Annotated in this window: 21 protein-coding genes and 8 tRNA genes; 11 read left to right on the forward strand and 18 right to left on the reverse strand. The window is 65.7% G+C overall.

Features of this window, described 5'->3' with window-relative positions; all coding sequences use genetic code 11:
- Window positions 1-42 precede the first annotated feature (42 nt).
- Entirely contained in the window at window positions 43-324 is a 282-nt protein-coding gene (locus ABNX08_RS14415) for a hypothetical protein (protein WP_022535790.1), read from the reverse strand.
- A 440-nt stretch (window positions 325-764) separates the two neighbouring features.
- Here ABNX08_RS14415 and trxA point away from each other — a divergent pair, with 440 nt between their 5' ends.
- The 6 genes from trxA (at window position 765) to ABNX08_RS14445 (ending at window position 7,466) form a co-directional block, all read left to right on the forward strand.
- Window positions 765-1,091, forward strand: coding sequence for a thioredoxin TrxA (gene trxA / locus ABNX08_RS14420; RefSeq protein WP_022535791.1), 327 nt, complete (start codon window positions 765-767; stop codon window positions 1,089-1,091).
- Window positions 1,092-1,272: 181 nt separating this feature from the next.
- Complete coding sequence (gene rho, locus ABNX08_RS14425) at window positions 1,273-2,535, forward strand: transcription termination factor Rho (RefSeq protein WP_022535792.1); 1,263 nt, start codon at window positions 1,273-1,275, stop codon at window positions 2,533-2,535.
- A 108-nt stretch (window positions 2,536-2,643) separates the two neighbouring features.
- Window positions 2,644-3,501: a M90 family metallopeptidase gene (locus ABNX08_RS14430; protein WP_022535793.1), complete on the forward strand. Its 858-nt coding sequence runs from the start codon at window positions 2,644-2,646 to the stop codon at window positions 3,499-3,501.
- Window positions 3,502-3,687: 186 nt separating this feature from the next.
- A complete protein-coding gene (locus ABNX08_RS14435; RefSeq protein ID WP_010814268.1) occupies window positions 3,688-3,948 on the forward strand; it encodes a type B 50S ribosomal protein L31 in 261 nt (86 codons plus the stop codon).
- A gap of 246 nt (window positions 3,949-4,194) precedes the next feature.
- A complete protein-coding gene (locus tag ABNX08_RS14440) occupies window positions 4,195-5,982 on the forward strand; it encodes a glycosyltransferase family 39 protein (RefSeq protein WP_022535794.1) in 1,788 nt (595 codons plus the stop codon).
- A gap of 131 nt (window positions 5,983-6,113) precedes the next feature.
- Window positions 6,114-7,466, forward strand: coding sequence for an MATE family efflux transporter (locus tag ABNX08_RS14445; RefSeq protein ID WP_022535795.1), 1,353 nt, complete (start codon window positions 6,114-6,116; stop codon window positions 7,464-7,466).
- A gap of 113 nt (window positions 7,467-7,579) precedes the next feature.
- Here ABNX08_RS14445 and ABNX08_RS14450 read toward each other — a convergent pair.
- The 7 genes from ABNX08_RS14450 to gltX all read right to left on the reverse strand — a co-directional run bounded on the left by ABNX08_RS14450 (window position 7,580) and on the right by gltX (window position 10,208).
- Window positions 7,580-7,656: transfer RNA gene (locus ABNX08_RS14450), tRNA-Asp, on the reverse strand.
- A gap of 70 nt (window positions 7,657-7,726) precedes the next feature.
- A tRNA-Glu gene (locus ABNX08_RS14455) sits at window positions 7,727-7,802 on the reverse strand.
- A gap of 106 nt (window positions 7,803-7,908) precedes the next feature.
- Window positions 7,909-7,984: transfer RNA gene (locus tag ABNX08_RS14460), tRNA-Ala, on the reverse strand.
- A 186-nt stretch (window positions 7,985-8,170) separates the two neighbouring features.
- Window positions 8,171-8,247 (reverse strand) — tRNA-Asp (locus ABNX08_RS14465).
- 70 nt (window positions 8,248-8,317) lie between these two features.
- A tRNA-Glu gene (locus tag ABNX08_RS14470) sits at window positions 8,318-8,393 on the reverse strand.
- A 66-nt stretch (window positions 8,394-8,459) separates the two neighbouring features.
- Window positions 8,460-8,535: transfer RNA gene (locus ABNX08_RS14475), tRNA-Ala, on the reverse strand.
- Between the two features lie 272 nt (window positions 8,536-8,807).
- Entirely contained in the window at window positions 8,808-10,208 is a 1,401-nt protein-coding gene (gene gltX / locus ABNX08_RS14480; protein ID WP_022535796.1) for a glutamate--tRNA ligase, read from the reverse strand.
- A gap of 244 nt (window positions 10,209-10,452) precedes the next feature.
- Between gltX and ABNX08_RS14485 the strand changes: the two genes are divergently transcribed.
- Window positions 10,453-11,373, forward strand: a complete 921-nt coding sequence (locus tag ABNX08_RS14485; RefSeq protein ID WP_022535797.1) for a patatin-like phospholipase family protein — start codon at window positions 10,453-10,455, stop codon at window positions 11,371-11,373.
- Window positions 11,374-11,444: 71 nt separating this feature from the next.
- Here ABNX08_RS14485 and ABNX08_RS14490 read toward each other — a convergent pair whose 3' ends face one another.
- From ABNX08_RS14490 to ABNX08_RS14510, 5 genes are all read right to left on the reverse strand, one after another.
- Complete coding sequence (locus tag ABNX08_RS14490; protein ID WP_022535798.1) at window positions 11,445-12,128, reverse strand: C40 family peptidase; 684 nt, start codon at window positions 12,126-12,128, stop codon at window positions 11,445-11,447.
- A 364-nt stretch (window positions 12,129-12,492) separates the two neighbouring features.
- Entirely contained in the window at window positions 12,493-14,157 is a 1,665-nt protein-coding gene (locus ABNX08_RS14495) for an ABC transporter ATP-binding protein (protein ID WP_022535799.1), read from the reverse strand.
- Window positions 14,154-15,290 (reverse strand): ABC transporter permease, encoded by a 1,137-nt coding sequence (locus tag ABNX08_RS14500; RefSeq protein WP_022535800.1) that lies wholly within the window; start codon window positions 15,288-15,290, stop codon window positions 14,154-14,156. The genes ABNX08_RS14495 and ABNX08_RS14500 overlap by 4 nt, the downstream gene beginning before the upstream one ends.
- Window positions 15,287-16,336, reverse strand: a complete 1,050-nt coding sequence (locus ABNX08_RS14505; protein WP_022535801.1) for a microcin C ABC transporter permease YejB — start codon at window positions 16,334-16,336, stop codon at window positions 15,287-15,289. The genes ABNX08_RS14500 and ABNX08_RS14505 overlap by 4 nt, the downstream gene beginning before the upstream one ends.
- 40 nt (window positions 16,337-16,376) lie before the next feature.
- The gene (locus tag ABNX08_RS14510) at window positions 16,377-18,266 is read right to left on the reverse strand and encodes an extracellular solute-binding protein (protein WP_022535802.1); all 1,890 of its coding nucleotides are present in this window, start codon (window positions 18,264-18,266) and stop codon (window positions 16,377-16,379) included.
- Between the two features lie 211 nt (window positions 18,267-18,477).
- On the opposite strand from ABNX08_RS14510, the gene fabI reads away from it, so the two are divergent.
- On the forward strand, window positions 18,478-19,266 hold the full coding sequence (gene fabI / locus ABNX08_RS14515; protein WP_022535803.1) for an enoyl-ACP reductase FabI: 789 nt from the start codon (window positions 18,478-18,480) through the stop codon (window positions 19,264-19,266).
- 96 nt (window positions 19,267-19,362) lie between these two features.
- Here fabI and ABNX08_RS14520 read toward each other — a convergent pair whose 3' ends face one another.
- From ABNX08_RS14520 to ABNX08_RS14530, 3 genes are all read right to left on the reverse strand, one after another.
- A complete protein-coding gene (locus ABNX08_RS14520; protein ID WP_022535804.1) occupies window positions 19,363-20,619 on the reverse strand; it encodes an MFS transporter in 1,257 nt (418 codons plus the stop codon).
- Between the two features lie 328 nt (window positions 20,620-20,947).
- A tRNA-Arg gene (locus tag ABNX08_RS14525) sits at window positions 20,948-21,024 on the reverse strand.
- Window positions 21,025-21,087: 63 nt separating this feature from the next.
- Window positions 21,088-22,347 carry a GGDEF domain-containing protein gene (locus tag ABNX08_RS14530; RefSeq protein ID WP_022535805.1) on the reverse strand — a complete coding sequence of 420 codons (1,260 nt, stop codon included), beginning with the start codon at window positions 22,345-22,347 and terminating at the stop codon, window positions 21,088-21,090.
- Between the two features lie 409 nt (window positions 22,348-22,756).
- On the opposite strand from ABNX08_RS14530, the gene ABNX08_RS14535 reads away from it, so the two are divergent.
- Window positions 22,757-22,833, forward strand: a tRNA-Pro gene (locus ABNX08_RS14535).
- A gap of 85 nt (window positions 22,834-22,918) precedes the next feature.
- Here ABNX08_RS14535 and ABNX08_RS14540 read toward each other — a convergent pair.
- Both ABNX08_RS14540 and ABNX08_RS14545 read right to left on the reverse strand, forming a co-directional pair.
- Window positions 22,919-23,674: an exonuclease domain-containing protein gene (locus ABNX08_RS14540; protein WP_022535806.1), complete on the reverse strand. Its 756-nt coding sequence runs from the start codon at window positions 23,672-23,674 to the stop codon at window positions 22,919-22,921.
- A 163-nt stretch (window positions 23,675-23,837) separates the two neighbouring features.
- Window positions 23,838-24,359, reverse strand: a complete 522-nt coding sequence (locus ABNX08_RS14545) for a hypothetical protein (protein WP_022535807.1) — start codon at window positions 24,357-24,359, stop codon at window positions 23,838-23,840.
- 609 nt (window positions 24,360-24,968) lie between these two features.
- On the opposite strand from ABNX08_RS14545, the gene infA reads away from it, so the two are divergent.
- Window positions 24,969-25,190, forward strand: coding sequence for a translation initiation factor IF-1 (gene infA, locus ABNX08_RS14550; protein WP_008641674.1), 222 nt, complete (start codon window positions 24,969-24,971; stop codon window positions 25,188-25,190).
- Between the two features lie 240 nt (window positions 25,191-25,430).
- Window positions 25,431-25,907, forward strand: a complete 477-nt coding sequence (locus ABNX08_RS14555) for a histidine phosphatase family protein (RefSeq protein WP_022535808.1) — start codon at window positions 25,431-25,433, stop codon at window positions 25,905-25,907.
- Window positions 25,908-25,946 lie beyond the last annotated feature (39 nt).

Raw genomic sequence — 25,946 nt, forward strand, 5'->3', positions numbered from 1 at the left:
CGCGGCAGGCGGCGAAAACAATGCGAAGCAAGCGCGCGGCGCTCAGTGCGGGCCGCCTTCCAGGCGCGCACGGATCTCGCGCGCGGTCTCGAGCAGGCCTTCATAACCGGAGCGCGCATGCTCGGGCAGGTCCGGATCGCCCACCAGCGTGCCGAGGGTTTCGATGATGCTGTAGACCAGGCCCTTGGCCGCACCGCTGGCGATGCTGTTGGTCTCGACGGCACTGCTGATATGGTCCAGCGCATCGCTCAGGTGGTCTACATCCGGCCCCTGGCCGGACTCGGGCTCGGGCTGCTGCAAAGGCTTGCGGGGATCGGTGTTCATATCGATGACCTTGTCAGTGACGCGGGGCGCAAGATTGGTCCGCGGCGCGCGCCATGCGGACACAGGCGCCGCGGACCGCTTCTATTCTACGCGCCCGCCACGCGGATTCATCACAACGTGCTGAGCGCTTCAAGTGCATCCGATGGCACACCCGCCCCGATTGCCCGAATCTCTCGACGCCATTGAAAATAAGCATTTCAACGAATTGCCGGATTGCAGCAGAATTCATCCCGTTGCCGGCGGCTTTTCAGCCGCCTTGCCAGGGCCGTCTTGAAAATCGGCAAACTGGTAACATATCGACAGCACCGGGCGCGGCAGCGGCCTCCCTAGCCTGCCAGAAAGGCGGCAAAGGGGTCGCCCGACGGGTCCGCGCAATCTCGTGTAAGGTAACGGTTCGGCCCAGCCTTCAACATAAAAAGCGAAACCAGAGGTTTTCCGCCATGAGCGAACAAATCAAGTATGTGAGCGACGCCTCCTTCGACGCTGACGTCCTCCAGTCCGACAAGCCCGTCCTGCTCGATTTCTGGGCCGAATGGTGCGGCCCCTGCAAGATGATCGCGCCGATCCTGGACGAAGTCGCCAAGGACTACGGCGACAAGCTGCAGGTCGCCAAGCTCAACGTCGATGAAAACCAGCAGGTGCCGGCCAAGTTCGGCATCCGCGGCATCCCGACGCTGATCCTGTTCAAGAACGGCGCGGTCGCGGCCCAGAAGGTCGGCGCGCTGTCCAAGTCGCAACTGACCGCCTTCCTCGACGGCAACCTGTAAGCTGCGCGCCGGAACCCGACCCAGGCGTTCCGGTTTTTGTCGCGATCCGACGTGCGTGCGCCACACCCTGGCGCACCGGTCGGATTGTGCTAAGATGCCACCAACAACTCCCCGAGCGTTCGCTCATTTTTCCCCCTTCCCTTTAGGTCTCGCCCGTCCGGGCCATCTGTACCCCTCGTCTATGCACCTGACAGAACTCAAATCGCTTCACGTGTCTGCGCTTCTCGAAATGGCGGCTACGCTCGAGATCGACAACGCACAGCGGATGCGCAAACAGGAACTGATGTTTGCGATCCTGAAGAAGCGCGCCAAGATGGGCGAAACCATCTTCGGAGACGGCACGCTGGAAGTTCTGCCTGACGGCTTCGGCTTCCTGCGCTCGCCGGAGACTTCGTACCTGGCCAGCACGGACGATATCTATATCAGCCCGTCGCAGATCCGCCGCTTCAACCTGCATACCGGCGATTCGATCGAAGGCGAGGTACGCACGCCCAAGGACGGCGAGCGCTACTTTGCGCTGGTGAAGGTGGACAAGGTCAACGGGAACCCGCCCGAGGCGGTCAAGAACCGCATCATGTTCGAGAACCTGACGCCGCTGCACCCGAACCGGCCGCTCACACTCGAACGCGATATCAAGGCGGAAGAAAACATCACCGGCCGCATCATCGACATGATCGCGCCGATCGGCCGCGGCCAGCGCGCGCTGCTGGTGGCCTCGCCCAAATCCGGCAAGACCGTGATGCTGCAACACATTGCACACGCGATCGCCAACAATCATCCGGAAGCCGACCTGTTCGTGCTGCTGATCGATGAGCGTCCGGAAGAAGTGACCGAGATGCAGCGTTCGGTGCGCGGCGAAGTGGTCGCGTCCACCTTCGACGAACCGGCCATCCGCCACGTGCAGGTTGCCGAAATGGTGATCGAGAAGGCCAAGCGCCTGGTCGAACTGAAGCGTGACGTGGTGATCCTGCTGGACTCGATCACGCGCCTGGCGCGCGCGTACAACACGGTGGTGCCGGCCTCGGGCAAGGTGCTGACCGGCGGTGTGGACGCCAACGCGCTGCAGCGCCCGAAGCGCTTCTTCGGCGCGGCGCGCAACCTGGAAGAAGGCGGTTCGCTGACCATCATCGCCACCGCGCTGATCGAAACCGGCAGCCGCATGGACGATGTGATCTATGAAGAGTTCAAGGGCACCGGTAATATGGAAGTGCACCTGGAGCGCCGCCTCGCGGAGAAGCGCGTCTATCCGTCGATCAACCTGAACAAGTCCGGCACACGGCGCGAAGAACTGCTGATCAAGCCGGAAATCCTGCAGAAGATCTGGGTGCTGCGCAAGTTCATCTCCGACATGGACGAAGTGCAGGCGATGGAATTCATCATGGACAAGATGAAGGCCACGAAAAACAACGCGGAGTTTTTCGATATGATGCGCAGAGGCGGCTAAAGCCCTCGCTGCAACATCGCCGCAAGGCGGACAGGAAGGCGTGCCATGGCGCGCTTTTTTGTTGCCTGATGATTTCCCTGCGCGCCCGACCGCACCGGCGCTTGGACCATGCTCGGCAAACTGACCTCATTCCTGCGCACCCGCTCCAGGGCCCGCAAGCTGGAGCACTACGCGATCCCCGACGCGCTGTGGATGCGCACGGTCGCCACGCTGCCGTTCGTGCAGCGCTATGGCAGCGAAGACCTGGCAGCGCTGCGCGAACTGGCCACGCTGTTTATCGCCGAGAAGGAATACTCCACCGCGCACGATCTGCCCCTGGTCGACGAGATGGTGGTCAGCGTCGCGGTGCAGGCCTGCGTGCCGATCCTGAAGCTGGGGCTGCCGTGGTATCGCGGCTGGCACGGCATCGTGCTCTACCCGGGCGAGTTCATCATCCGCCGGACCGAGCAGGACGAGATCGGGCTGGTGCATGGCGTGGTGGAGGAAGCCAGCGGCGAAGCGTGGGAACACGGGCCGGTGATCCTGTCCTGGCAGGACGTGCACACGCCCGGCGGCGGCATCGACAGCGAGCATGAACTGCCGGCCGACACCTACAACGTGGTAATCCACGAATTCGCCCACAAGCTCGACATGCTGGACGGCGAGCCCGACGGCGTGCCGCCCTTCTCGCGCGTACTGCATCCGGACATCGATGCCGAGGCCTGGGCTCAGACCTTCCTGACCGAATACGACCGCTTTGCCGAAGCGTGGGACGCACGCAAGGAATCCGACTGGGAGCATCCCGAGCGGTTGCCGCCGGCGCTTCGCGTCATCGACCCATATGGCAGCGAGGCGCCGAGCGAGTTCTTTGCAGTGACGTCTGAGGCGTTTTTTGTCGAGCCCGCCGGCCTGGCGCGGCACTGGCCAGTGATATACCAGTCGCTGGCATCCTTCTACCGGCAAGACCCCGCCTCGATGTGCCGCTAAAGTTATATCCCATGTGCTTGAGAGCGCGTAGCAATATGCTTGAGCCCCTTCCCCAAGTCTTTGCTTTTCTGCCATAATTCCAGTTTGCCCGTTACCGGCAAGTGGTTCGTTCGTCGCCGCGTCGTGCCCTCGGCAGAGAATCAGCGGATTGCAACGGACTGGCTACCCAACCAGAAAGGACTCATCATGAAAGAAGGCATTCACCCGAATTACCGCGAAGTCGTGTTCCAGGACATGTCCAGCGACTTCAGCTTCATCACCCGCTCGACCATCCAGACCAAGGACAAGATCGTGAAGGACGGCAAGGAATACCCGCTGGCCAAGATCGAAGTCTCGTCGGAATCGCACCCGTTCTACACCGGCACCCAGAAGATCATGGACACGGCCGGCCGCGTCGAGAAGTTCCGCCAGAAGTTCGGCAACAAGCTGGGCAAGGCTGCAAAGTAATCGCTTTCGGCGAACCCCGCTTCGCGCGGCCCGCGGACAGATACTCCGAGGCCCCGCGAACCAGCAAAGAGGCAGCATCGGCTGCCTCTTTTGCTTTGGTGCCTGCCATGACGGCTGGCGCCGCAGTACCAATCAGATTTCCCTCACGCCCGTGAGGCCTCTACGCCATGCCACGGCCCGCGCGGCCGCCGCATGCGCGATACTGTGGCCTTCGCGCCATTGCGCCCCGGCCCGACCCGAGCATCGATGCGTCAAGCCAACACCTCACCCGTCCAGTTGACCGCTGCCGCGACCGGCGCACTGCCGCGCGCCCTGCTGCTGGCGATCTGCATCATCTACGGCCTGGTCGGCCTGTTCGGCCGCGACCCGTGGAAGAACGAGGATGCCGCCGGCTTCGGCGTGATGTGGCAACTGGCCACTGGCGGCCTGCACGACTGGCTGATGCCCAATATCGCCGGGCGCCCGTACAGCGAGGACGGCCCGCTGGTGTTCTGGATCGGCGCAATCATGATCCGCGGCTTCGGCGGCTGGCTGGGCGCGGCCGATGCCGCGCGGCTGGCCACCGCGCTGTTCTTCTTCGCAACCTGCGCCTGCATCTGGTACACCACCTACCTGCTGGGCCGGCGCGACGAGGTCCAGCCCTTTGCCTATGCCTTCGGCGGCCAGCCCAACGCGCGCGACTACGGCCGTACGCTTGCCGACGGCGCGCTGCTGATCTTCCTCGCCTGCGTGGGCCTGGCCATGCGCGGCCACGAAACCACGCCGCAGGTGGGCCAGGTCGCCTTTATCGCGCTGGCGCTGTACGGCATGGTGCGCAGTCTCGACAAGCCGATCCAGGGCAGCCTGATCTATGGCGCCGCGCTCGGTGGCCTGGCGTTGGCGAGCGGCCCGCTGCTGCCGCTGGCGATGCTCGGCGGCACCGTGGTCTGCGCGCTGGTGTGCCGACCGCTGCCGTGGCAGCGCCTGTTCGCCATCGGCATTCCGCTCGCCCTGCTGATCGTGCTGGCGTGGCTGACCGCGACCTACTTCGGCGCGGCCGACCGCAACGAGGCGGTCACCTTTATCCGCGAGTGGTCGCGCTACGATCGCCGCAGCTATGGCTCGCCGAACATGCAGACCTTCGGCTTCAACATGCGCAACCTGTTCCTGTACGCGTGGCCGGTGTGGCCGATCGCGGGCTGGGCCTGGATCGCATGGGCCGGCATGCGCCGCGCGCCCCACGTGGCGATGCCGCTGGCGCTGCTGCTGCCGGTGCTGGTGCTGCTGTTCCTGCAACGCAGCGCCGGCGACGTGCAGTTCATCCTGCTGCTGCCGCCGATGGCGGTGCTGGCCGCGTTTGCGCTGCCCACGCTGGCGCGCGGCGTGATCAACGCGATCGACTGGTTCGCGCTGCTGTTCTTCACCATCTTCGGCGGCACGGTCTGGTTTATGTGGGTCGCCAAGACCACCGGCTGGCCGCCGCGCATCGCGCGCAACATCTTCCGCCAGTTGCCCGGCTACCAGCATGAATTCACCGTCGCGGCGGTGCTGTTCGCGCTGGTCGCGACCGCCGCCTGGGTGCTGATCGTGCGCTGGCGGCTGTCGCGCGCGCCCAAGCAGATCTGGCGCCCGGTGGTGATTTCCGCAGCGGGCACCACACTGATGTGGGTGATGGCGATGACGCTGTGGCTGCCGTCGATCAACTACGGCAAGACCTATCGCGACGTGGCACAGGCCGCGGCGATGGCGCTGCCGCCCGCTTACCAGTGCGTGCAGCCGATCCGCATGGGCGACGCGCAGCTGGCTTCGTTTGCCTACTTCGGCCATATCCGCTTCGGCGGGCCGGGCGATGGCTGCGATGTGCTGTTGCGCCATGACTCGGTGGACTATGGCGAGCCGGGCAATATCTCGCATTTCGAATGGCGGCTGATCTGGGAAGGCCGCCGCCCCGCGGACCGCGACGAGCGCTTCCGCATGTATCGCCTGGTCGATACCGCGCGTGCCATCCATCCGCGCCCCGACCTGCCTCGGCGCCGCCTGCCGCGCCAGCCCTGATTCAACGACTCGCACGACACGTCCCGCAGCGCCTGTAGCGCCAATAGCATCAGTAGCGCCGTCGAACCAACCCGGCCGCAGGCGGCCGCAGGGGCCCGGGATCGTGCCCTGACCAAGCCTGCCGAGCCTGAATGACCCTGCTCCAAGACCTCCGCCGCATTGGCAGCCTGGCCGCGCCGGTGCTGGCCGGCCAACTGGCCGTTATCGCCTTTGGCGTCATCGATACCGTGATGGCGGGCCGCGCCTCGGCCACCGACCTGGCGGCCGTGGGCCTGGGCGGCTCGATCTACATCACGATCTATATCAGCCTGATGGGTGTGCTGCAGGCGCTCGCGCCCATCGCGGGCCAGCTCTATGGCGCAGGCCGGGTCGAGGCGATCGGCGCGGAAGTGCGCCAGGCCGCGTGGCTGGGCGCCGCGCTGGCGATTCCCGGCGTGCTGCTGCTGGCCTTCCCGGCGCCCTTGCTTGCCCTTTCCAAGGCTTCGCCGGAACTGGTCGACAAGGCCACCACCTACCTGCATTTCGGCGCCTTCGGGCTGCCGGCGGCGCTGGGCTTCCGCATCTATTCCGCGCTGAACAATGCGCTGTCGCGCCCGCTCATGGTCACGGTGCTGCAGATCGGCGGCCTGTTGCTGAAGGTGCCGCTCAACGCCTGGTTTATCCACGGCGGGCTGGGCGTGCCGGCGATGGGCGGACCCGGCTGCGGGCTGGCCTCGACGCTGATCAGCTGGGCCTGGTGCATCGCCGGGCTGCTGATCCTGCGCTACAGCCGCGCCTATCGTCCACTGCGCATCTTCGATACCTGGAGTTGGCCGGCGGCCGCGCCGCTGCGCGCGCTGCTGCGCCTTGGCGTGCCGATGGGCCTGACTTACCTGATCGAGATCACCTCGTTCACGCTGATGTCGATCTTTATCACGCGGCTGGGGACGGTCACGCTCGCCGGGCACCAGATCATCGCCAACCTAGGCGCGGTGGCCTACATGCTGCCCCTGTCGCTGGCGATCGCCACCTCGACGCTGGTGGCCCAGCATATCGGCGCGCGCGACCTGGCCGGCGCCAGCCGGCTCGCCTGGCGCGGCATCCGGCTGGCGGCGGGGCTGGCCATGTTGACCGGGGCGCTACTGTGGCTGCTGCGCGAGCCGGTGCTGCACGCCTACGCCAGCGACCCGGCGGTGGTCGCGGCGGCGCTGCCGCTGGTGTTGTTCGTTGCCTTCTACCAGGCCTTCGACGCCGTGCAGGTGATGACGGCCTTTATCCTGCGTGCGTACAAGATCGCGCTGATTCCCACGCTGATCTATGCCGGGTCGCTGTGGGGCATCGGCCTGGGCGGCGGCTATATGCTGGGGTTCGGGCTGATCGACGGCTTGCCGGCGTTTACGCGCGGCGCGGCTGGCTTCTGGCTGGCCAACAGCGTGAGCCTGGCGATTGCGGGTGTGCTGCTGGTGCGGTATTTCACGCGGGTCAGCGCGAATCCTGAGAACTGAGGCAGAAAAAACCCACATGGCGGATAACCGTGCGGGTTTAGCTTTGGTGCAGTTCGCTGCCATAGCAGTTGGACCTGAAAATAAAAACGCCCGCTTGCGCGGGCGTTTCAAATTGGCGGAGTGGACGGGACTCGAACCCGCGACCCCCGGCGTGACAGGCCGGTATTCTAACCGACTGAACTACCACTCCTTAGTCGGCGCCGTCTCGAGCATTCGCTTTTTGACGACTGGCTGAGCGTCTGATTACGCCCTGCTTGTTATGGCGTCCCCTAGGGGATTCGAACCCCTGTACTCACCGTGAAAGGGTGATGTCCTAGGCCTCTAGACGAAGGGGACAGAAACTTGTTTTTCAACGCGTTTTCTGTCTTGCGCTGGAAAGTCGGCTATTGTAGCAGGCTTTTTCGCGCCCGGGAAGCTTCTTTTCGATGCTTCCCGAATTTCTTGGTGGAGCTAAGCGGGATCGAACCGCTGACCTCTTGCATGCCATGCAAGCGCTCTCCCAGCTGAGCTATAGCCCCGTATCCGGTACTGCTGGAACACCTTCCCCGCCTACTGCTTAGCGCAGCATTTGCAGCGAAGACAGGATTATATAGCGATTTTCGCAACGGATGCAATACTTTTTATTGCTTCCACGGCGATTAACGACATAATCCCTCACCCTAAAAGAAAAACCCGCATGGTGATTAACCATGCGGGTTTAGTTTTGGCGGAGTGGACGGGACTCGAACCCGCGACCCCCGGCGTGACAGGCCGGTATTCTAACCGACTGAACTACCACTCCTTAGTCGGCGCCGTCTCGAGCATTCACTTTTTGACGACTGGCTGGGCGTCTGATTACGCCCTGCTTGTTATGGCGTCCCCTAGGGGATTCGAACCCCTGTACTCACCGTGAAAGGGTGATGTCCTAGGCCTCTAGACGAAGGGGACAGAAACTTGTTTTTCAACACGTTCCGTCTGGCGCCACCCGATACTGCCTGGATGACTCCGAAATCTTGGTGGAGCTAAGCGGGATCGAACCGCTGACCTCTTGCATGCCATGCAAGCGCTCTCCCAGCTGAGCTATAGCCCCATGGTACTGCCATTTACTGCAACTTGCTTTGTTTTCGCCTGACTTAACTACCGTTTCAAGCGAAGCCAAGATTATATATCAACCGCTAATCTTTGCAAGCTCCCGTTCTAACTTTTTCGCTTTCTCTTCACATTAAATCTGCTCGGAGATTCGCGAGGATCCTTGCGGATCCGCCAGCCCGCTTGGTTAGGGACCGCGCTGCAGGGAGAACGAGATTATGCGCAAGTCCGGCCAGGAGCGCAAGCCCCCGGCCGGACTTTTGCAGGATTTTTTTACGCGCCTGCGGCCAGACGGCGCAGCACCGTGTCGCGGCCGAACAGCTCCAACACCGCGTCGATGCTCGGCGTCTGCAACTGCCCCGCCACCAGCAGGCGCACCGGCATCGCAAGCTTGGGCATCTTCAGGCCGAACTCGGCCAGCACGGCCTTGAAAGTGGCGTTGATAGCCTCGCGCTTCCACTCGGGCAGTGCGGCAAGCTGACTGGCCAGTGCGGCCAACGCGGGCTGGATCTCCGGCGTCAGGTGCTCGGCCTTGAGGGTGGCGTCAGGCTGCGGCTCGCCGCGATAGAACAGCAGCGCGGCCTGCGCGACTTCCTTCAGCGTATTGGCGCGGTCCTTCACCAGCGCCACCACGCCGACCAGGTCGGCCCCTTCCACCTTGCCGCCGAGCGCCTCGATAAACGGCTGCGTCAGCGTGGCCAGGCGCTGGTTGTCGCCGACCTTGATGTAGTGGTTGTTGAGCCAGGCCAGCTTCTCGGGGTTGTACTGCGCGGGCGACTTGCCCAGGTGCTCCAGGTCGAACCATTCGACGAACTGCTCGCGCGAGAAGATCTCGGCATCGCCGTGGGCCCAGCCCAGGCGCGCCAGGTAGTTCAGCACGGCTTCTGGCAGGTAGCCCTCGTCGCGATAGCCCGTCACAGCCATGGCACCGTGGCGCTTGCTCATCTTCTCGCCCTGCTCGTTGAGCACGGTCGGCAGGTGAGCGTAGACCGGCGGCGTGCCGCCCAGCGCGCGGATGATGTTGATCTGGCGCGGCGTGTTGTTGACGTGGTCGTCGCCGCGGATCACGTGGGTGATCTTCATGTCGAGGTCGTCCACCACCACGCAGAAGTTGTACGTGGGCGTACCGTCCGGGCGTGCGATCACCAGGTCGTCCAGCTCGTCGTTTGAGATCTCGATGCGGCCCTTGACCGCGTCGTCCCACACCACGCTGCCGCCGATCGGATTCTTGAAGCGGATCACCGGATCGACGCCGGCCGGCGGCTCGGGCAGGACCTTGCCCGGCTCGGGGCGCCAGAAGCCGTTGTAGCGCGGCTTCTCGCCACGCTCGCGCTGGGCTTCGCGCAGGGCGTCCAGCTCTGCCGTGCTCATGTAGCAGCGGTAGGCCAGGCCAGCCTCGACCATCTGCGCGACCACTTCGCGATAGCGGTCCATACGCTGCATCTGGTAGAACGGGCCTTCGTCGATATCCATCTCCAGCCAGGCCATGCTCTCGAGGATCACGTCGACCGCTTCCTGCGACGAACGCTCGACGTCGGTGTCTTCAATACGCAGGATGAAGTCGCCCTTCATGCGGCGGGCGAAGGCCCAGGGGTAGAGCGCGGAGCGGATATTGCCGAGGTGGATGAAACCGGTCGGGCTCGGCGCAAAGCGGGTGCGGACGCGTTGGGTCATGGTCAGGGGCAGAAACAAGAAAGCCCGCGCGCAGCGGCGCGCGGGCTGGTATGTGCAGGCTTTGCATTATACCAATGCGATTCCCCCCTACCCCGCCCCTGTGCCGGGCGCGCGCGGAATCATTTATGCTTGCGCCGGTCTGAGATCGTGCCGGCCGCAAAGAAGCGCAAAGTCAGGCGCGCCTGAGCCGCGCCCGCATCACATGCCACCGCATGCCGGTCCCACCTGGTTACTATCCCGCTTCATGCAACGACGTCATTTCCTCGGCATTTCCGCGGCCGCCCTGCTGGCGGGCTGCTCGTTCGGCCCGCGCCCGGCGCCGCCGGTAGCGGCCACCCCGCCCACGCCTCGCCTGGTCAAGATCGGGCTCGCACTCGGCGGCGGCGCCGCGCGCGGCTTCGCACATATCGGCGTGATCAAGGCGCTCGAAGCCCAGGGCATCCATGCCGACCTGGTAACCGGCACCAGCGCCGGCGCGGTGGTCGCCGCGCTGTACGCCAGCGGTCTGGACGGCTTCAAGCTGAACAAGCTGGCGCTGACCATGGACGAAGCGGCCATCGCCGACTGGGCCCTGCCCTTCGGCACCCGCTTCGGCGGCTGGCTCAAGGGCGAGGCGCTGCAGAACTACGTGAACCGGCTGGTGCAGAACCGGCCGATCGAAGCGATGAAGCTGCCGCTGGGCATCGTCGCCACCGACCTGAAGAGCGGCGAGAAGATCCTGTTCCGCCGCGGCAACACCGGGCAGGCGGTGCGCGCTTCGAGCAGCGTGCCGGGCGTGTTCCAGCCGGTATTGATCCAGGGGCACGACTATGTCGATGGCGGCCTGGTCGAGCCGGTACCGGTGGATTCCGCGCGCAGCATGGGCGCGGACTTCATTATCGCGGTCAATATCTCGGCCGATCCGTCTGCGCAGAAGAATGCCGGCCAGAGCGGCGTATTGCTGCAGACCACGGCGATCATGGGCCAGTCGATCAACAAGATGGCGCTGGCACGCGCCGATGTGGTGATCCGCCCCGAGCTGCCCGACATGGGCGGCAGCGACTTCAACGCCCGCAACCGCGCGGTGCTGGCGGGCGAACAGGCCGTCGCGGCGGTGATGGCAACGCTGCGCCAGAAGCTGGAACAGGCGCGGCTGCAGCGGGCGGGCACCGTCGCCCCACAATAGCCTCGCGCATTGCGCGGCAAACAAAGAAGGACTGCCGCAGCAGTCCTTCTTTGTTTGGGCGTACCGAAAGCTCAGCCGCCGTACAGCGTGGCGCGGCCGGCCTTGGGATCGTAGCGCTTGAGCGTCTCGACCATGTCGCCGAAGCTTTCGCTGCGGCTGCCGCCTTCCTTGTCGTCGATGCGGCGGGCGCCGTTGTAGCGGGTCACCCAGTACGCCGCACGCATGTCGTCGACACGGATCTTGCTGCCCGTGGACGGGGCATGCACGAACTTGTTGTCGCCGATATAGATGCCGACATGCGAGAAGGTCTGGCGCATGGTGTTGAAGAACACCAGGTCGCCCGGACGCAGGTCGGTCACCGCGACGTTGGTGCCGACACGGCTGATTTCGACAGAGCGGCGCGGCAGCATGAAGCCGAAGGTGTCATGGAACACGTAGCGGACAAAGCCGCTGCAGTCCAGGCCGGATTCGGGGCTGTTGCCGCCGAAGCGGTAACGCACGCCGATCAGGCCCAGCGCATTCATGACCAGGTCGCCAGCCTTGCTGGCAACGTTGCTGGTGGAATTCACCACCGACGACAGCAAGCCGCGCTTGCCTTCCGCATGCGAGTCCGCGGCCGGGGCCGTGGCATCGATACGGGCGTCGGCATCCTTGAATACCGTGTCCGCCAGCACCCCATTCGACACAGTCGCACCGCAGGCAATGGCAATCCCCACGGCGGCGCGCGCCAGGGAATGAAGTACCGATCGCTGCATTGGTTCTCCCGTTGATCGTTCCAAAGCAAGCCCCGGCACAAGACCGGGGCGGCTGAGGCATCTGTGAAATTCGTGTGAACTTCCGGGAGCGAACCCTACGCAACATCCGCGCCAGCCAATTCCCTGGCAATCGCACCAGAAACGTGCCTCGCACGCGTCAATGCGTCGGACGGACCACCCCCAAAACTAGTTCTCGCGGGATGGTAAAGGGTTGGCATTCACATGTCAAAGTCCGTTACAAATTCCACGGATTTGGCTTGTGAATCAACGATATAGACCGAATTTCGCATCTTGTTTATCGGATAGCGCATATCAAACGGTGCTAGCCGAACGGGCCTGCGGCGTTGTTGCGCAGCACCCATGCTCAGGCCGCGCCGACCTGCGCCGCGGCCATCAGCTTGCGGGTATACGGATGCTGCGGCGCACCGAGCACCGCCTCGGTTTCGCCCGCCTCGACCACCTCCCCCGCCTTCATCACCAGCACGCGGTGCGCCATCGCACGGATCACGGCCAGGTCGTGGCTGATAAACAGGTAGCTGAGGTTGTACTTGTGCTGCAACTGCGACAGCAGCGCCAGCACCTGCTGCTGGATCGAGACATCCAGCGCCGAGGTCGGCTCGTCCAGCACCAGGATCTGGGGCTTGAGGATCAGCACCCGCGCGATCGCGATGCGCTGGCGCTGCCCCCCCGAGAACTCGTGCGGATAGCGCCCTAGCGCGGTGCGGTCCATGCCAACCTCGCGCAGCGCCTCGATCACGCGCTGGCGCGTGGCCTCGCGCGACAGCCCGGGCTGATGCAACGCCAGGCCCTCGCCCACGATCTGCTCGATGGTCATGCGCGGCGCCAGCGAGCCGAACGGGTCCTGGAACACCACCTGCATGCGCGAGCGCAGCTGGCAACGGTCCTTGCGGGTGGCGTCGTCGAAGCTGCGGCCAAGGAAATGGATGGTGCCGCCGCTCTTGCGCTGCAGCGCCAGCACCGTATGCGCCAGCGTGGTCTTGCCCGAACCGGACTCGCCGACGATGCCGACGGTCTCGCCCTCGCGCAACTGGAAGTCCACGTCCTTGACCGCCGCGAACTGGTCCTTGCCGAACCAGCCGGCCAGCCCGCGGCGTTTGCGCGCGTAGCTGACGCTGAGGTTGCGCGCCTCCAGCAGCACCGGCGCCAGCGGCACCAGCGGCAGCACCTCGCGCTTGGGGCGGCTGTCGATCAGCTTGCGGGTATACGGGTGCTGAGGCGCGGCGAACACTTGCGCGGTCTCGCCGGTCTCGACCAGCACGCCCTTCTCCATCACGCCCACGCGCTGGGCAAAGGCACGCACCAGGTTGAGGTCATGGGTAATCAGCATCACTGCCATGCCGAACTCGGCCTGCAGGTCGCGCAGCAGATCCAGGATCTGGGCGCGGATGGTGACGTCCAGCGCCGTGGTCGGCTCGTCGGCCAGCAGCAGCTTGGGACGGCAGGCCAATGCCATGGCGATCATCGCGCGCTGGCGCTGGCCGCCGGAAAGCTGGTGCGGAAAGCTGTCGAAGCGGTGCGCGGCGTCGCTGATGCCGGTGCGCTCCAGCAGCGCGATGGCGCGCTCGCGCGCGGCGCGGCGGTCCAGGTCTTCGTGCAGCGCCAGCGTCTCGACGATCTGGTTGCCGATCGTATACAGGGGGTTCAGCGCGGTCATCGGCTCCTGGAAGATCATCGCGATGTCGGCGCCGCGGATCGCGCGCATCTCGCGGTCCGATACGTCCAGCAGGTTCTTGCCCTCGAAGCGGATCGCGCCATCGTAGTAGGCGTCCTCCACCAGCCGCAGCATCGCCAGCGCGGTCACGGTCTTGCCGGAGCCCGACTCGCCGACCAGCGCATAGCGCTCGCCGGCGCGCAGGTCGAAGCTGACCTCGCGCACCGCGCGCGTGGCATGCTCGCCGTGGCCGAAGGTGACGGACAGCTTGTCCACACACATCAGCGTGGAGCCAGGGGCCGGGGCCGCCGCTGCCGGGCAAATCTCAGGTTGGAGCACGGGAGACACGGCGGTCATGGCGTGACCTCCGGCGCCGCCCCGGTCGGCGCACCCGCCGGGACCTTGGGTTCAACCCGGCCGCGCAGCGCAGCCAGGCCCAGGCGGGTGTCGAAGGCATCGCGCAGCGCATCGCCCATGAAGGTCAGCAGCATCAGCGTCACCACCAGCACAGTAAAGGTCGACAGCGAAATCCACCAGGCATCCAGGTTGCCCTTGCCCTGCGCCAGCAGCTCACCCAGGCTGGGCGTGGTCGGAGGCACGCCCAGGCCGAGGAAGTCCAGGCTGGTCAGCGCCAGGATCGCGGCGCTCATGCGGAACGGCAGAAAGGTGATCACCGGGGTCAGGCTGTTGGGCAGGATATGGCGCCACATGATCTGCATATTCGAGAGGCCCAGCGCACGCGCGGCCTTGACGTAGTCGAGCGAGCGGTTGCGGTAGAACTCGGCGCGCACGTAGTCGGACAGGCCCATCCAGCCGAACAGCGACAGCAGGATGATCAGCAGCGCCAGGCTGGGTTCGAAGATCGAGGCGAAGATGATCAGCAGGTACAGCTCCGGCATCGAACTCCAGATTTCGATGGCCCGCTGCGAGAACAGGTCGAAGCGCCCGCCGAAGAAGCCCATCAACGCCCCGGTCAGCGTGCCGACCAGCACGCCGAGCACGGTCAGCGCCAGCCCGAACAGCACCGACACGCGAAAGCCGTACAGCAGCCGCGCCAGGATGTCGCGGCCGCGGTCGTCGGTGCCGAGCCAATTGTCGGCCGACGGCGGCGCCGGGTTCGGCTCCTTGGCGAAGTAGTTGAGCGAATCGTACGAATACCGGTTCAGCGGGAAGACCGCAAAGTTGCCGTTGCTGGTGATGCGGTCGCGGATAAACGGATCGAGATAGTCGGCCGGCGTCGGGAAATCGCCGTCGAATGCGGTCTCGGGGTAGACCTTGACGATCGGGAAGTAATACTCGCCCTGGTAGCGCACCACCAGCGGCCGGTTGCTGGACAGCAGCTCGGCGCCCAGGCTCAGCACGAAGATGATCACGAAGATCACCAGGCTCCAGTAGCCGCGCCGGTTGCGGCGGAAGCGCTGCCAGGCGCGCTGGCGCGGCGAGGGCGAATGCGGCAGGCCGTTGGGCACCGCGTGCGTGAACGGTTTCATCGGTGCAAGCCCTCGAAATGGATGCGCGGGTCCACCAGCACGTAGCAGACATCGGAGATCAGGCGCGTGACCAGCCCGATCAGCGTGAACAGGTAGAGCGTGCCCAGCACCACCGGATAGTCGCGGCGCAGCACCGCCTCATACGACAGCAAACCCAGCCCATCCAGCGAGAACAGCGTCTCGATCAGCAGCGAGCCGGTGAAGAAGGCGCCGATGAATGCCGCCGGGAAGCCGGTGACCAGCGGGATCAGGGCGTTGCGGAACACATGTTTCCACAGCACCCGGCGCTCGCCCAGGCCCTTGGCGCGCGCGGTCAGCACGTACTGCTTGCGAATTTCCTCCAGGAAAGCGTTCTTGGTCAGCATGGTGACCACCGCGAAGCTCCCCACCACCGACGCCGTGATCGGCAGCACCAGGTGCCACAGGTAGTCCATCACCTTGCCCATCAGCGACAGCTGGTCCCAGTTGTCCGAGGTCAGCCCGCGCAGCGGGAACCACTGCACAAAGGTGCCACCGCCGAACAGCACCAGCAGCAGCACACCCAGCACGAAGCCCGGAATGGCATAGCCGACCAGCACGATGATGCTGGTCACCACATCGAAACGACTGCCCGCCCGGATCGCCTTCGAGATACCGAGCGGCACCGATATCAGGTAGGTCAGGAAGAAGGTCCACAAACCCAGGCTGATGGAGACCGGCAGCTTGGACTTGACCAGCTCCCACACGCTGCGGTGCTGGAAGTAGCTCTGGCCCAGGTCGAACTGGGCAAAGCGCTTGAGCATCAGGAAGTAGCGCTCCAGCGGCGGCTTGTCGAAGCCGTACAGCTCCTGGATCTCCTTGATCTTGTCGGGGTCGACGCCGCGGCGCCCGCGGTATTCGGCACCGCCGCCGCTGGCTTCGCCGGCGCCGCCCCGCCCTTTCAGTTCCATCATCATCTGCTCGACCGGGCCGCCCGGCACGAACTGGATCACCACAAAGGTCAGCGTGATGACCCCGATCAGCGTCGGGATCATCAGCAGAATGCGCTTGAGCAGGTAGGCAAGCATCGGCCGGTCCTCTTCCTTGTGCTTGGGGTCGCCGGGCGCGTCAGCGCCCTTGCGGCTTGACGTCCTTGCGCCACCAGTGGCTCAGGACCCAGCCTTCGGCCGTATAGAAATAGGGAAGCCGTTCCGGGTACGCCAGTTCCTTGCGGTATGAGACCCGGTGCGACGCGCTGTACCAGTTCGGCACGATGTAGTAGCCATGCATCAGCACGCGGTCCAGCGCGCGCCCGGCAGTGATCAGCTCCTGCCGGGTATGGGCACGCAGCACGTTGTCCACCAGTTGGTCGACCTCCGGCGACTTGAGCCCGAACAGGTTGTCCGAGCCCGGCGTGCCGGCGGCCTCGCTGGAAAAGCGGTCGCGCAGCTCGTTGCCGGGGCTTTGCGAGTCGGGGAAACGGATCGACACCATGTCGAAGTCGAAGTCTTCCAGCCGCTTCTGGTACAGCGCAAAGTCCGTGGTGCGCTGGTTCACCTGGATGCCGAGCTTTTCCAGGTTGCGCACATAGGTGGTGATGACGCGGCTCATGGCGCCGCCGTCGTCCAGGAACTCGAATACCAGCGGCTCGCCCTTGGCGTTGCGCAGCGCGCCGTCGGTATAGGTCCAGCCGGCCTGGGCCAGGAGGCGCCGCGCCAGGCGCAGGTTGTCGCGCAAGGAGCGCGGCGCCGCGGTGCTCGGTTGCACCACGTCCGGGCCGAACACCTCCTGCGGCAGCTGGGCGCGCAGCGGCTCGAGCAGCGCCAGCTCACCGGGGCCGGGGCGGCCGTCGAAGGTCGCGCTCGCCGCCAGCTCGCTGTTGGAGAACCAGCTGTCGAGGCGCCTGTAGGCGCCGTAGAACAGTTGACGGTTCAGCCATTCGAAATCCAGCGCCAGGATCAGTGCCTGGCGCACGCGCACGTCCTGGAACACCGGCTTGCGCATATTCATCACGAAGCCCTGCATGCCCGCGCCGTTGCGGTGCGGGAAGTCGGTCTTGATCAGCTCGCCACTGCGGAAGCGCGTGCCCTGGTAGCTCTTGGCCCAGTTCTTGGCGCGATATTCGACGATGGCGTCGAACTCGCCCGCCTTGTAGGCCTCCAGCTTGGCGGTCTCGTCCTTGTACAGGCGGTAGACCACGCGCGCGAAATTGAAGGTACCCCGACGCACCGCCAGGTCCTTGCCCCAGTATTTGGGGTCGCGCTTGAAGATGATGCCGCGGCCGGCGTCGTAGCGCTCGATCAGGTAGGGACCGCTGGTAATCGGCGGCTCGAAGGTCAGCTTCGCGAACGGCACCGCGGCCGTCCATTTCTTCGAGAACACCGGCAGCGCGCCGACGATCAGCGGCAGCTCGCGATTGCGCTGCTTGAAGTCATAGCGCAGCGTGCGCTCGCCGGTCACGACCACGTCCTTCACGTCCGTGCACATGCTGCGGTAGCCGGGGCTCGAGGCCTTGCTCATCAGCATGTCATAAGAATGCTTGACGTCTGACGCGAGCACCGGGTCGCCATTGGAGAAGCGCGCTTGCGGCCGGATGCGGAAAGTGACTGACATCTCGTCCGGCGCCACCGTGACGTCCTCCGCCAGCAGGCCGTAGGCGCTGGCGGTCTCGTCGGCGCTGCTGACGAGCAGCGACTCGAACATCAGCGCATTGAGCCCGGGCGCCGAGGTGCCCTTAAGCGTGAACGGATTGAACTTGTCGAAACTGGTGCGCCGGTCCGGATTGGCGAGCGTCAGCGTGCCGCCGGCCGGTGCATTCGGATTGACGTAGTCGAAGTGCCGGAAATCCGCGCTGTACTTCAAGTCCCCGTGCAGCGCAAAGCCATGCGCCGCCTTTGCCGAAACGGGACACAGGAAGACCCCCGCCGCCAGCATCATCGCCAGCCAATACTGCAGTACCGCATCCCGCCGGAAGCACTGCCATGCCGCCTGAAGCGGCCAACGTGCTTGAATAGGCATCCCGTTGGATTCCTCCACTATGACCTCTGGGGTCCCGGCGTTCTGCGGCCGGGCCAAGTATGAGACAATTTTACATGCGTCCGGGGTGGCCCCAGCCATCCGGACATTCCCTCTGCGCGGCGCAATAAAACGGTCGCAGGACAGCAAAGGCATGCGCACGGCCGCACGGCGGACGCAGGAAGCGTGCCTGATACACCACCTTGGAGAACTTATGGGATTTCTGGCAGGTAAGCGGATCCTTATCACCGGCTTGCTCTCGAACCGCTCGATCGCCTACGGCATCGCGTCGGCGTGCAAACGCGAAGGCGCCGAGCTCGCCTTCACCTATGTCGGCGAACGGTTCAAGGACCGGATCAGCGACTTTGCCAAGGAATTCGGCAGCGACCTGGTATTCGAATGCGACGTCGGCAGCGACGAGCAGATCGCCGCGACCTTCGCGGCGCTGGGCCAGCGCTGGGAGAAGTTCGACGGGCTGGTGCACTCGATCGGCTTCGCGCCGCGCGAAGCGATCGCCGGCGACTTCCTGGAAGGCCTGTCGCGCGAAGGCTTCCGCGTCGCCCATGACATTTCCGCCTACAGCTTCCCGGCGCTGGCCAAGGCCGCGCTGCCGCTGCTGTCGGACAAGGCTTCGTTGCTGACGCTGACCTACCTGGGCGCCGAGCGCGTGGTCCCCAACTACAACACCATGGGGCTGGCCAAGGCCTCGCTGGAAGCCAGCGTGCGCTACCTGGCCTCGTCGGTGGGCCCGCGCGGCATCCGCGCCAACGGCATCTCGGCCGGCCCGATCAAGACCCTGGCCGCCTCTGGCATCAAGGGCTTCGGTAAGTTGCTGGGCCACTTCGAGCAAGCCGCGCCGCTGCGCCGCAACGTCACCATCGAAGAAGTCGGCAACGTGGCCGCCTTCCTGCTGTCCGACCTGGCCAGCGGCGTGACCGGTGAAATCACCTATGTCGACGGCGGCTTCAACGTGGTCGGCGCGAGCGTGGCGGACGCAGAGTAAGCCAGGCCCGCCAGCCCGCATGAGAAAGGTGCCCAATCGGGCACTTTTTTTTGGCCGCGAGGCCTGCAGCGTGCGGCGCCGGCGCTGTTTGTTGCGCTACGCTGCCGCAGTGGCGCCGCGACGATCCATGTCGAGCATCGACCAGGCATAGATCCCCAGCCCGCCCAGTGCCAGCAGCAGGCCCACCCAGCCGGTCGACGTCCAGCCATAGCCGGCCGCGATGGTCACGCCGCCCAGCCACGCACCAAGCGCATTGGCCATGTTGAAGGCAGAGTGGTTGAGCGCGGCCGCCAGCGTCTGCGCATCCCCCGCCACGTCCATCAGCCGGATCTGCAGCGCCGGGCCGAGCGCCACCGCGGTGCCCACCAGCAGTACGTTGAAGGAAGCCAGCCACGCATGCGGCGCGGTGAAGGTGAAGGCCGCCAGCACCAGCGCCGTCCACACCAGCACGCCGCCGATGGTCGGCATCAGCGCCTTGTCCGCCAGGCGCGCGCCGGCAAGGTTGCCAGCCACCATGCCGACGCCGAACAGCGCCAGCACTATCGGGATGCCGGCCGCCGGCATATGCGCGAGCTCCAGCATGGTCGGCTTGATATAGCTGAACACCGAGAACATGCCGCCGAAGCCGATCGCGCCGATGCCCAGCGTCAGCCACACCTGCTTGCGCCTGAGCGCCGACAGCTCGCGCAGCGGGCTGGCATGCCGGTCGGCCGGCACGAACGGCACCCAGCGCCACACCAGCAGCGCGGTCAGCGCGCCGATGGCGCCGACGATCAGGAAGGCGGAGCGCCAGCCCAGCCAGGTGCCAACCGTGGCCGCGATCGGCACGCCCACCAGCGTGGCGATGGTCAGGCCGAGCATCACCAGCCCCACCGCCTGCGCGCGCCGCTCTCGTGCCACCAGGCTGGCGGCGACCAGCGCCGCCACGCCGAAGTACGTGCCATGCGGAAAGCCCGTCAGCAGGCGCGCGACCAGCATCGACAGGTAGGAAGGCGCCAGCGCGCTGGCGATATTGCCGGCGGCAAACATGGCCATCAACGCGATCAGCAGGTTGCGCCGCGGCCAGCGCGCGCCCAGCACGGCCAGAAGCGGCGCACCGATCACCACGCCCAGCGCATAGGCGCTGATCAGATGGCCGGCTTCCGGGATCGAGATTGCAAGGTCGCGCGCGGCATCCGGCAGCAGGCCCATGATGACGAACTCGCCGGTGCCGATGGCGAAGCTGCCGACGCCAAGCGCGAGCAGCGGCAGCCGGCCGGTGCTGCGGGGCGCTTCAGTGTCTGCGACGGGGAAAAGGGAAGACTGGGCGCCGCGGACCGTATCCGCGGCGGATTGTGCATGTGGGGCGGCCATGTACAGGATCGCAAGGTGTTCTTCGGATTGCCGCCCGCTGACGGGCGGGGTCCGGGCCCTCGCCTCTGATGCTCCAGCGTGCTCCTGTGCGGCGCGCAGGTCGTATTGTGCGGCAAAACGGCAAAACGTGCCGGCGCCTGCCCCCTACGCCGTGGCTGCTACGGCGCTCAATGCTGCAACTGGTAGCGCGCGAGCCAGTGCGCATATGGCGCCGCCACAGCGCGATCCGATTGATTTGGGAATGCTCGGGGCGGTTGCGGGCGGCGTTGCGCCGTCCGGTTGCAGCGACGCGGCCGCAGGAGCGGAGAAATGGGCGTCAACCAGACGCTGGCGCGTCCTAGAGGACTCGAACCTCTGACCGCTCGCTTAGAAGGCGAGTGCTCTATCCAACTGAGCTAAGGACGCGAAGGCGTGCATTCTACCGCAGCGCCGCCGCCGGGTAAAAAGCGAAGTGACAGGCGCCGCGCATCAGGAAGCGACGCGCGGTCGGCCGCGCGTGCCGTAGCGGCCATCGGCTACGGCGGCCTCGCTGCCCGCAGCGCTTGCCGCGGGGTGCATCGACACGCAGTTGCGCCCCTTCAGCTTGGCATCGTAGAGGGCGCGGTCGGCACGGCGCATCAGCGCGTCGGCACCCTCGCCGGCCTGGCGCACAGCCAGGCCGATGCTGACCGTGTAGGCGATCGGATCTGGCTCCGACGGGCACGGCGTGGCGCGCACCGATGTGGCCAGCCGCATGCAGGTCAACCTGCCATTCTCCAGCGCGGTATCGGGCATCACGATGGCGAACTCCTCCCCGCCCAGGCGCCCCGCCACGTCGCGCGCACCGCAGGCCTTGCGCAGCAGCCCGGCAAAGTGCCGCAGCACGCTGTCACCGGCCAGGTGTCCGTAGACATCGTTGATCGCCTTGAAATGGTCCAGGTCGACGAACGCCACCGTCAGCGGCTGGCGTTGCCGCTCGGCCTGCAGGCACGCCGCTTCGAGTTCTTCCCAGAACGCGCCCCGCAGCAGCACGTCGGTCAGGTCGTCATGCCGGGCGCGCCGCTCCAGCATGCGGCGCAGACGGTCGTGCGCCATCAGCGCAAAGCTGACCGAGGCGCCCACCAGCGCAAAGACATTGAGCATGGCCAGCTCGCCATCCCACGGTATCGGCCGCGGCCAGGCCCCGCCCTGCACCACTGTGGCCAGCGGCAGCGCCAGTGTCCACGCATTGATGCCCGCCGCGGCGGTGACGATCAGCACCAGCGACAGCGCCGCCAGCCGGCCCGTGCCGCGCGTGGATGGCACCGATGGCACAATGCTACGCGCCAGGTCGAGCAGCAGCAGGATATGGCATGCCGTCAGCAGCGGCTGCACTGCCGGCAGCGCCGGTGGCGCAACCATGTATTGCGGCGCCAGGTCCAGCCACGCCACGCCGGCGCCCGCCGCCAGGTTCAGCGCCAGCATTGGCGCGGTGCGGCCGGGCCGCCCCGCAAAGTGCCGCACGCCTACCGCCATCACCGACAGCGCCGCCAGCAGCGCCAGATCGGTCGCCTCCGGCACCAGCCACAACGGCCGCAGCTCCTGAACGGCGGACAGCACCGAAGCCATCGCCGCCGCCACATTCCCCAGCGCCCACGACGTCAGGCCGCTGCGGTCCATGCCGGCGGACCGGCGCAATACGACGCAAACCACCGCCATCTGCAGGGCAAACAAGCCCGCGATGAGCACAACTATGTGCGACTGAAACATCTTCATCCCGTCCAAGGCGACAAGCGGCGCTCCGCATGGCGCCACCCCTCCCTTTCTTGTACCGGTCCTGTGCCGGACCGTTGTGATAGTTCCCGCATCCTGGATCAGGCCGTTCCGGCGGCTGCCGCCCGGCAGGCGCAGACGCGCCGATGCGCTCTCCGGGGGGCGGGAGCGCTGTTCTTGTTGTGGTGATCAGGTCAGTCCGGAAGGAAAACGCAAACCGGGCGTTCCCAATAGCACGCCGGTCGGACTGGAGCGGTGCACGGATTATCGCAGCGCGCAAACCCAAGTCAAGCCAAAGCGCCCCCGCCAGAAGGGGGAGAACGCTTGCCACGCAACACCGCGGTGCGGTGCGCATCACCACATCTGATTGACCGCGCTCCCGGGAGCGGGCTACAATCGTCAGCTTCGGGGCGTAGCGCAGCCTGGTAGCGCATCTGATTTGGGATCAGAGGGTCGCATGTTCGAATCATGTCGCCCCGACCAGTTTTAAGCTTTGAGAATGACGGCCTGGACAGCAATGTCCGGGCCGTTTTTCTTTGGAACGCTTATTTTGGGTGCAGCCGCATTCTCACCACCGCGGCAACAACTCGGGCCAGATCAGCGCCGCCGCAGTCAGTATCAGCACTATCGCGACCAGCACGAGTCCCCGCATCGGACCATCGTTGCGGGCTTCGCCTTTGGGCACCCACGGCGGTGGGACACCTGCCTGCGCGGGCGCCGGAGGTGGGGGTGGCTGCTCAGCGCCGGCGGCCGACGCGTGCTTCGCGGCACGCGACACGAAATCCGGCTGGGCCAGCAGGAAACCCATCGGGGTCGACTGGCTGACAGCACCCATATGCTGGAACAGCAATTTGGACAGCGCCAGGCAATCGTCCAGCGCGATTTGCGGGCGGGGCCTGAAGATGCGCAGGTGCTCGCACAGTGTATCGAGCTTGTGGTTGGGGGCATGGAAGTACTGGGACCAGCGCACCTGCCGGACCGAGCAGCGCCAGCGCTTGCGCTGTATGTCGGGCAGCACTTTTTCGAGCATGCGGGCGTTGAATTCGGCCCCATGCGCCACCAGCACATCAGCGTCGTCGACGATGGCGCGGATGGCTTCGACGTCGAAACGCTGGCCGCGCAGCATCTCGGTAGTCAGGCCGTGCACGCAGGTGGCGGCCTCGCTGATCGCCACGGTGGGCTCCTGCGAACCGTAGTAGTCGGTAATCTCCCGCACGAGGCTGCCCGCACGCGGCGCTACTTCGACAAGTAGCAGGCCGATGCTGACGGGCTCGTCCGCTGGCGTGAGCCCCGTGGTTTCCGTACTGACGATTGCCACCCGCATGGGTACTCCGGTGTGGCCGTCCGCAAGGCTTGTTGGCAGCGGCCGCTCTGATCGTTTGCCTCTAGGTTAGTGCGGGCGCGCCAAACGTCATATCAACCAGATGGGCTAGCCGAAGGCGCCAGCCGGATGGATGCCGGCTGGTGCCTCCTATCCGCCGTGCCGCTCAGGCCGGCTGCCGGTCCGGCATGTCGTTGCGCCGTCGCTCGAGGTTGCAATACACATCCGCCGCCACCAGCCCGAACAGCGCATGGGCGAACAGGCTCTCCCAGCCACGGGCCTCGTCGAACCAGTTGAAATAGCGCCCGAACACATAGAAGTTGATCAGGTACACCACTACGCCGAACACTATGCCGACCACCGAGGCCAGGGCCATGCTTGAATCCAGTCGGAACGACGAAAGGATCAAGGCCAGCGCCGCGGCCAGGATAATCGACAGTGCGAAGTGAACGGTACCCGCGGACAGCACGATGGTCCAGTTGAAGGCATCGGCCGACAGAGCTTCTCGCCCGAGGATGATGGCTGCCACCATCTTCACCGTCCCCCAGGCGCCCTGATACAGCAGGAAGCGCGCAGTCAGCAGCTCAAGCACCATGTATGCCGCGCCGGCGATCAGGCCCGCCATCACGGCGGCCCGCCAGTCCGGCTTGCAGCGGACATAGCGGTGCGATTCCAGATGGAGTTCCATGGCAGTCTCCTTGCGAGATGCGGCCCGGCAGGCCGTACGAGTTAGTTCTAGCTCATACGACGCAAATACCAAGCGGCCACGTCGCCCTCAGGTGCGCCGTACATCACCACCCCAGCCCACTTATGTTGCGTTGCCCGAACCTGCGCTGCGGACCTGCGCCGGCAATGCTGCAACTGCGTACGTGGTATACTCGCGTAGTAGCCCCCGGGGTGTCCGTGCATCCCCTGTAACCGGGCGTTCTCACCAGCGCGCTTTCGCGAGCGCACAGCAGCCGCCGGCGCGGGCCCATCCGCGACGACATACAAACTGGCGAACCACCGGGTACACCTGCCCGCCCATCCTGCGTAGCGCACGGCCGCCCCGGCCGTCACCGGCAAGGCCGGCGCACGCAATCCGCGCCAGCCATGCGATACCGCTGACAGGACCGAGCACAGGCCGCGCGCGCCGCAAGCCGCGTGAGCTTGCTCCGAACCACCCCAGAGGCACGCTTCGCCGCCAGCGGCGATATGTGCCCCGGCTCCGTGTCGCGCCAATGTGGCGGCCGAGCCGACAGGAATTTTTGATAACGCAATCATGCAGCCTTTGCTGGCTGCCGAAAAGGAAGACAGATTGGCTAAGGAAGAACTCATTGAATTTGGCGGCGTGGTGTCGGAAGCCCTGCCTGACAACCGCTATCGGGTCACGCTGGAAAACGGCGTGGAAATCTGGGCATACGCTTCGGGCAAGATGCAGAAGCACCGCATTCGCATCCTGGCCGGCGACCGTGTCACCCTTGAAATGTCGCCCTACGACCTGACCAAGGGACGCATCAACTTCCGCCACAAGTCCTGAGTTTTTGCACGGCCGCGGCGGCGCTGAAGGCGCCGCCGGGCCTGCTGCGCTTGCACGCCCACGCGCTGTCACACCGCTGACACCGCGCGCGGACACACTTTCGGGCTGCCCACCGGCAGCCTGTTTTCGTTTACGTGCCGTCGTTGGCGCCAGCGCCGATGGCCCTGCGGAAAAGCCTGTCGCTTGCGCCGGTCGGGCCGCGTCACCATACTCGAAGCACGCACCCCTGCCCAGCCCGACATGAACCTGATCCTGTGGCGCCACGCCGAAGCCGAAGCCCTCCCCGACGCGCTCAGCCTGAGCCGCCATGCCGACCTGCAGCGTCCGCTCACCCGCCGCGGCCGCAGGCAGGCAGAAGCCTCGGCCAAATGGCTGCGCGCGCATCTGCCCGCCGATACCCGCGTGCTGTGCAGCCCCGCGGTGCGCGCGCGTGAGACGGCGGCCGCGCTGACCGGCGAGCCGGAGATCGTCGAGGCGCTCTCGCCCGGCGCCGATGTCAGCGCGGTACTGGCCGCCGTGGAATGGCCCGAGCGGCCCGAGCATGTGGTGGTGGTCGGGCACCAGCCCTGGATCGGCCGCGTGGCCAGCCTGCTGCTGGCCGGCACCGAAATGGAGTGGAGCGTGCGCAAGAGCGGCGTGTGGTGGCTCACCGGCCGCACCCGCGAAAGCGAAGCGCAGACCGTGCTGCGCGCGGTGGTGAATCCCGAATTTCTCTGAGGACTTGCTCAGGCGTTCCTGACGCCGGGCGACAGCGCC

It is taken from the genome of Cupriavidus sp. DF5525 (assembly GCF_040149425.2).
Taxonomy (GTDB): Bacteria; Pseudomonadota; Gammaproteobacteria; order Burkholderiales; family Burkholderiaceae; genus Cupriavidus; species Cupriavidus pickettii_A.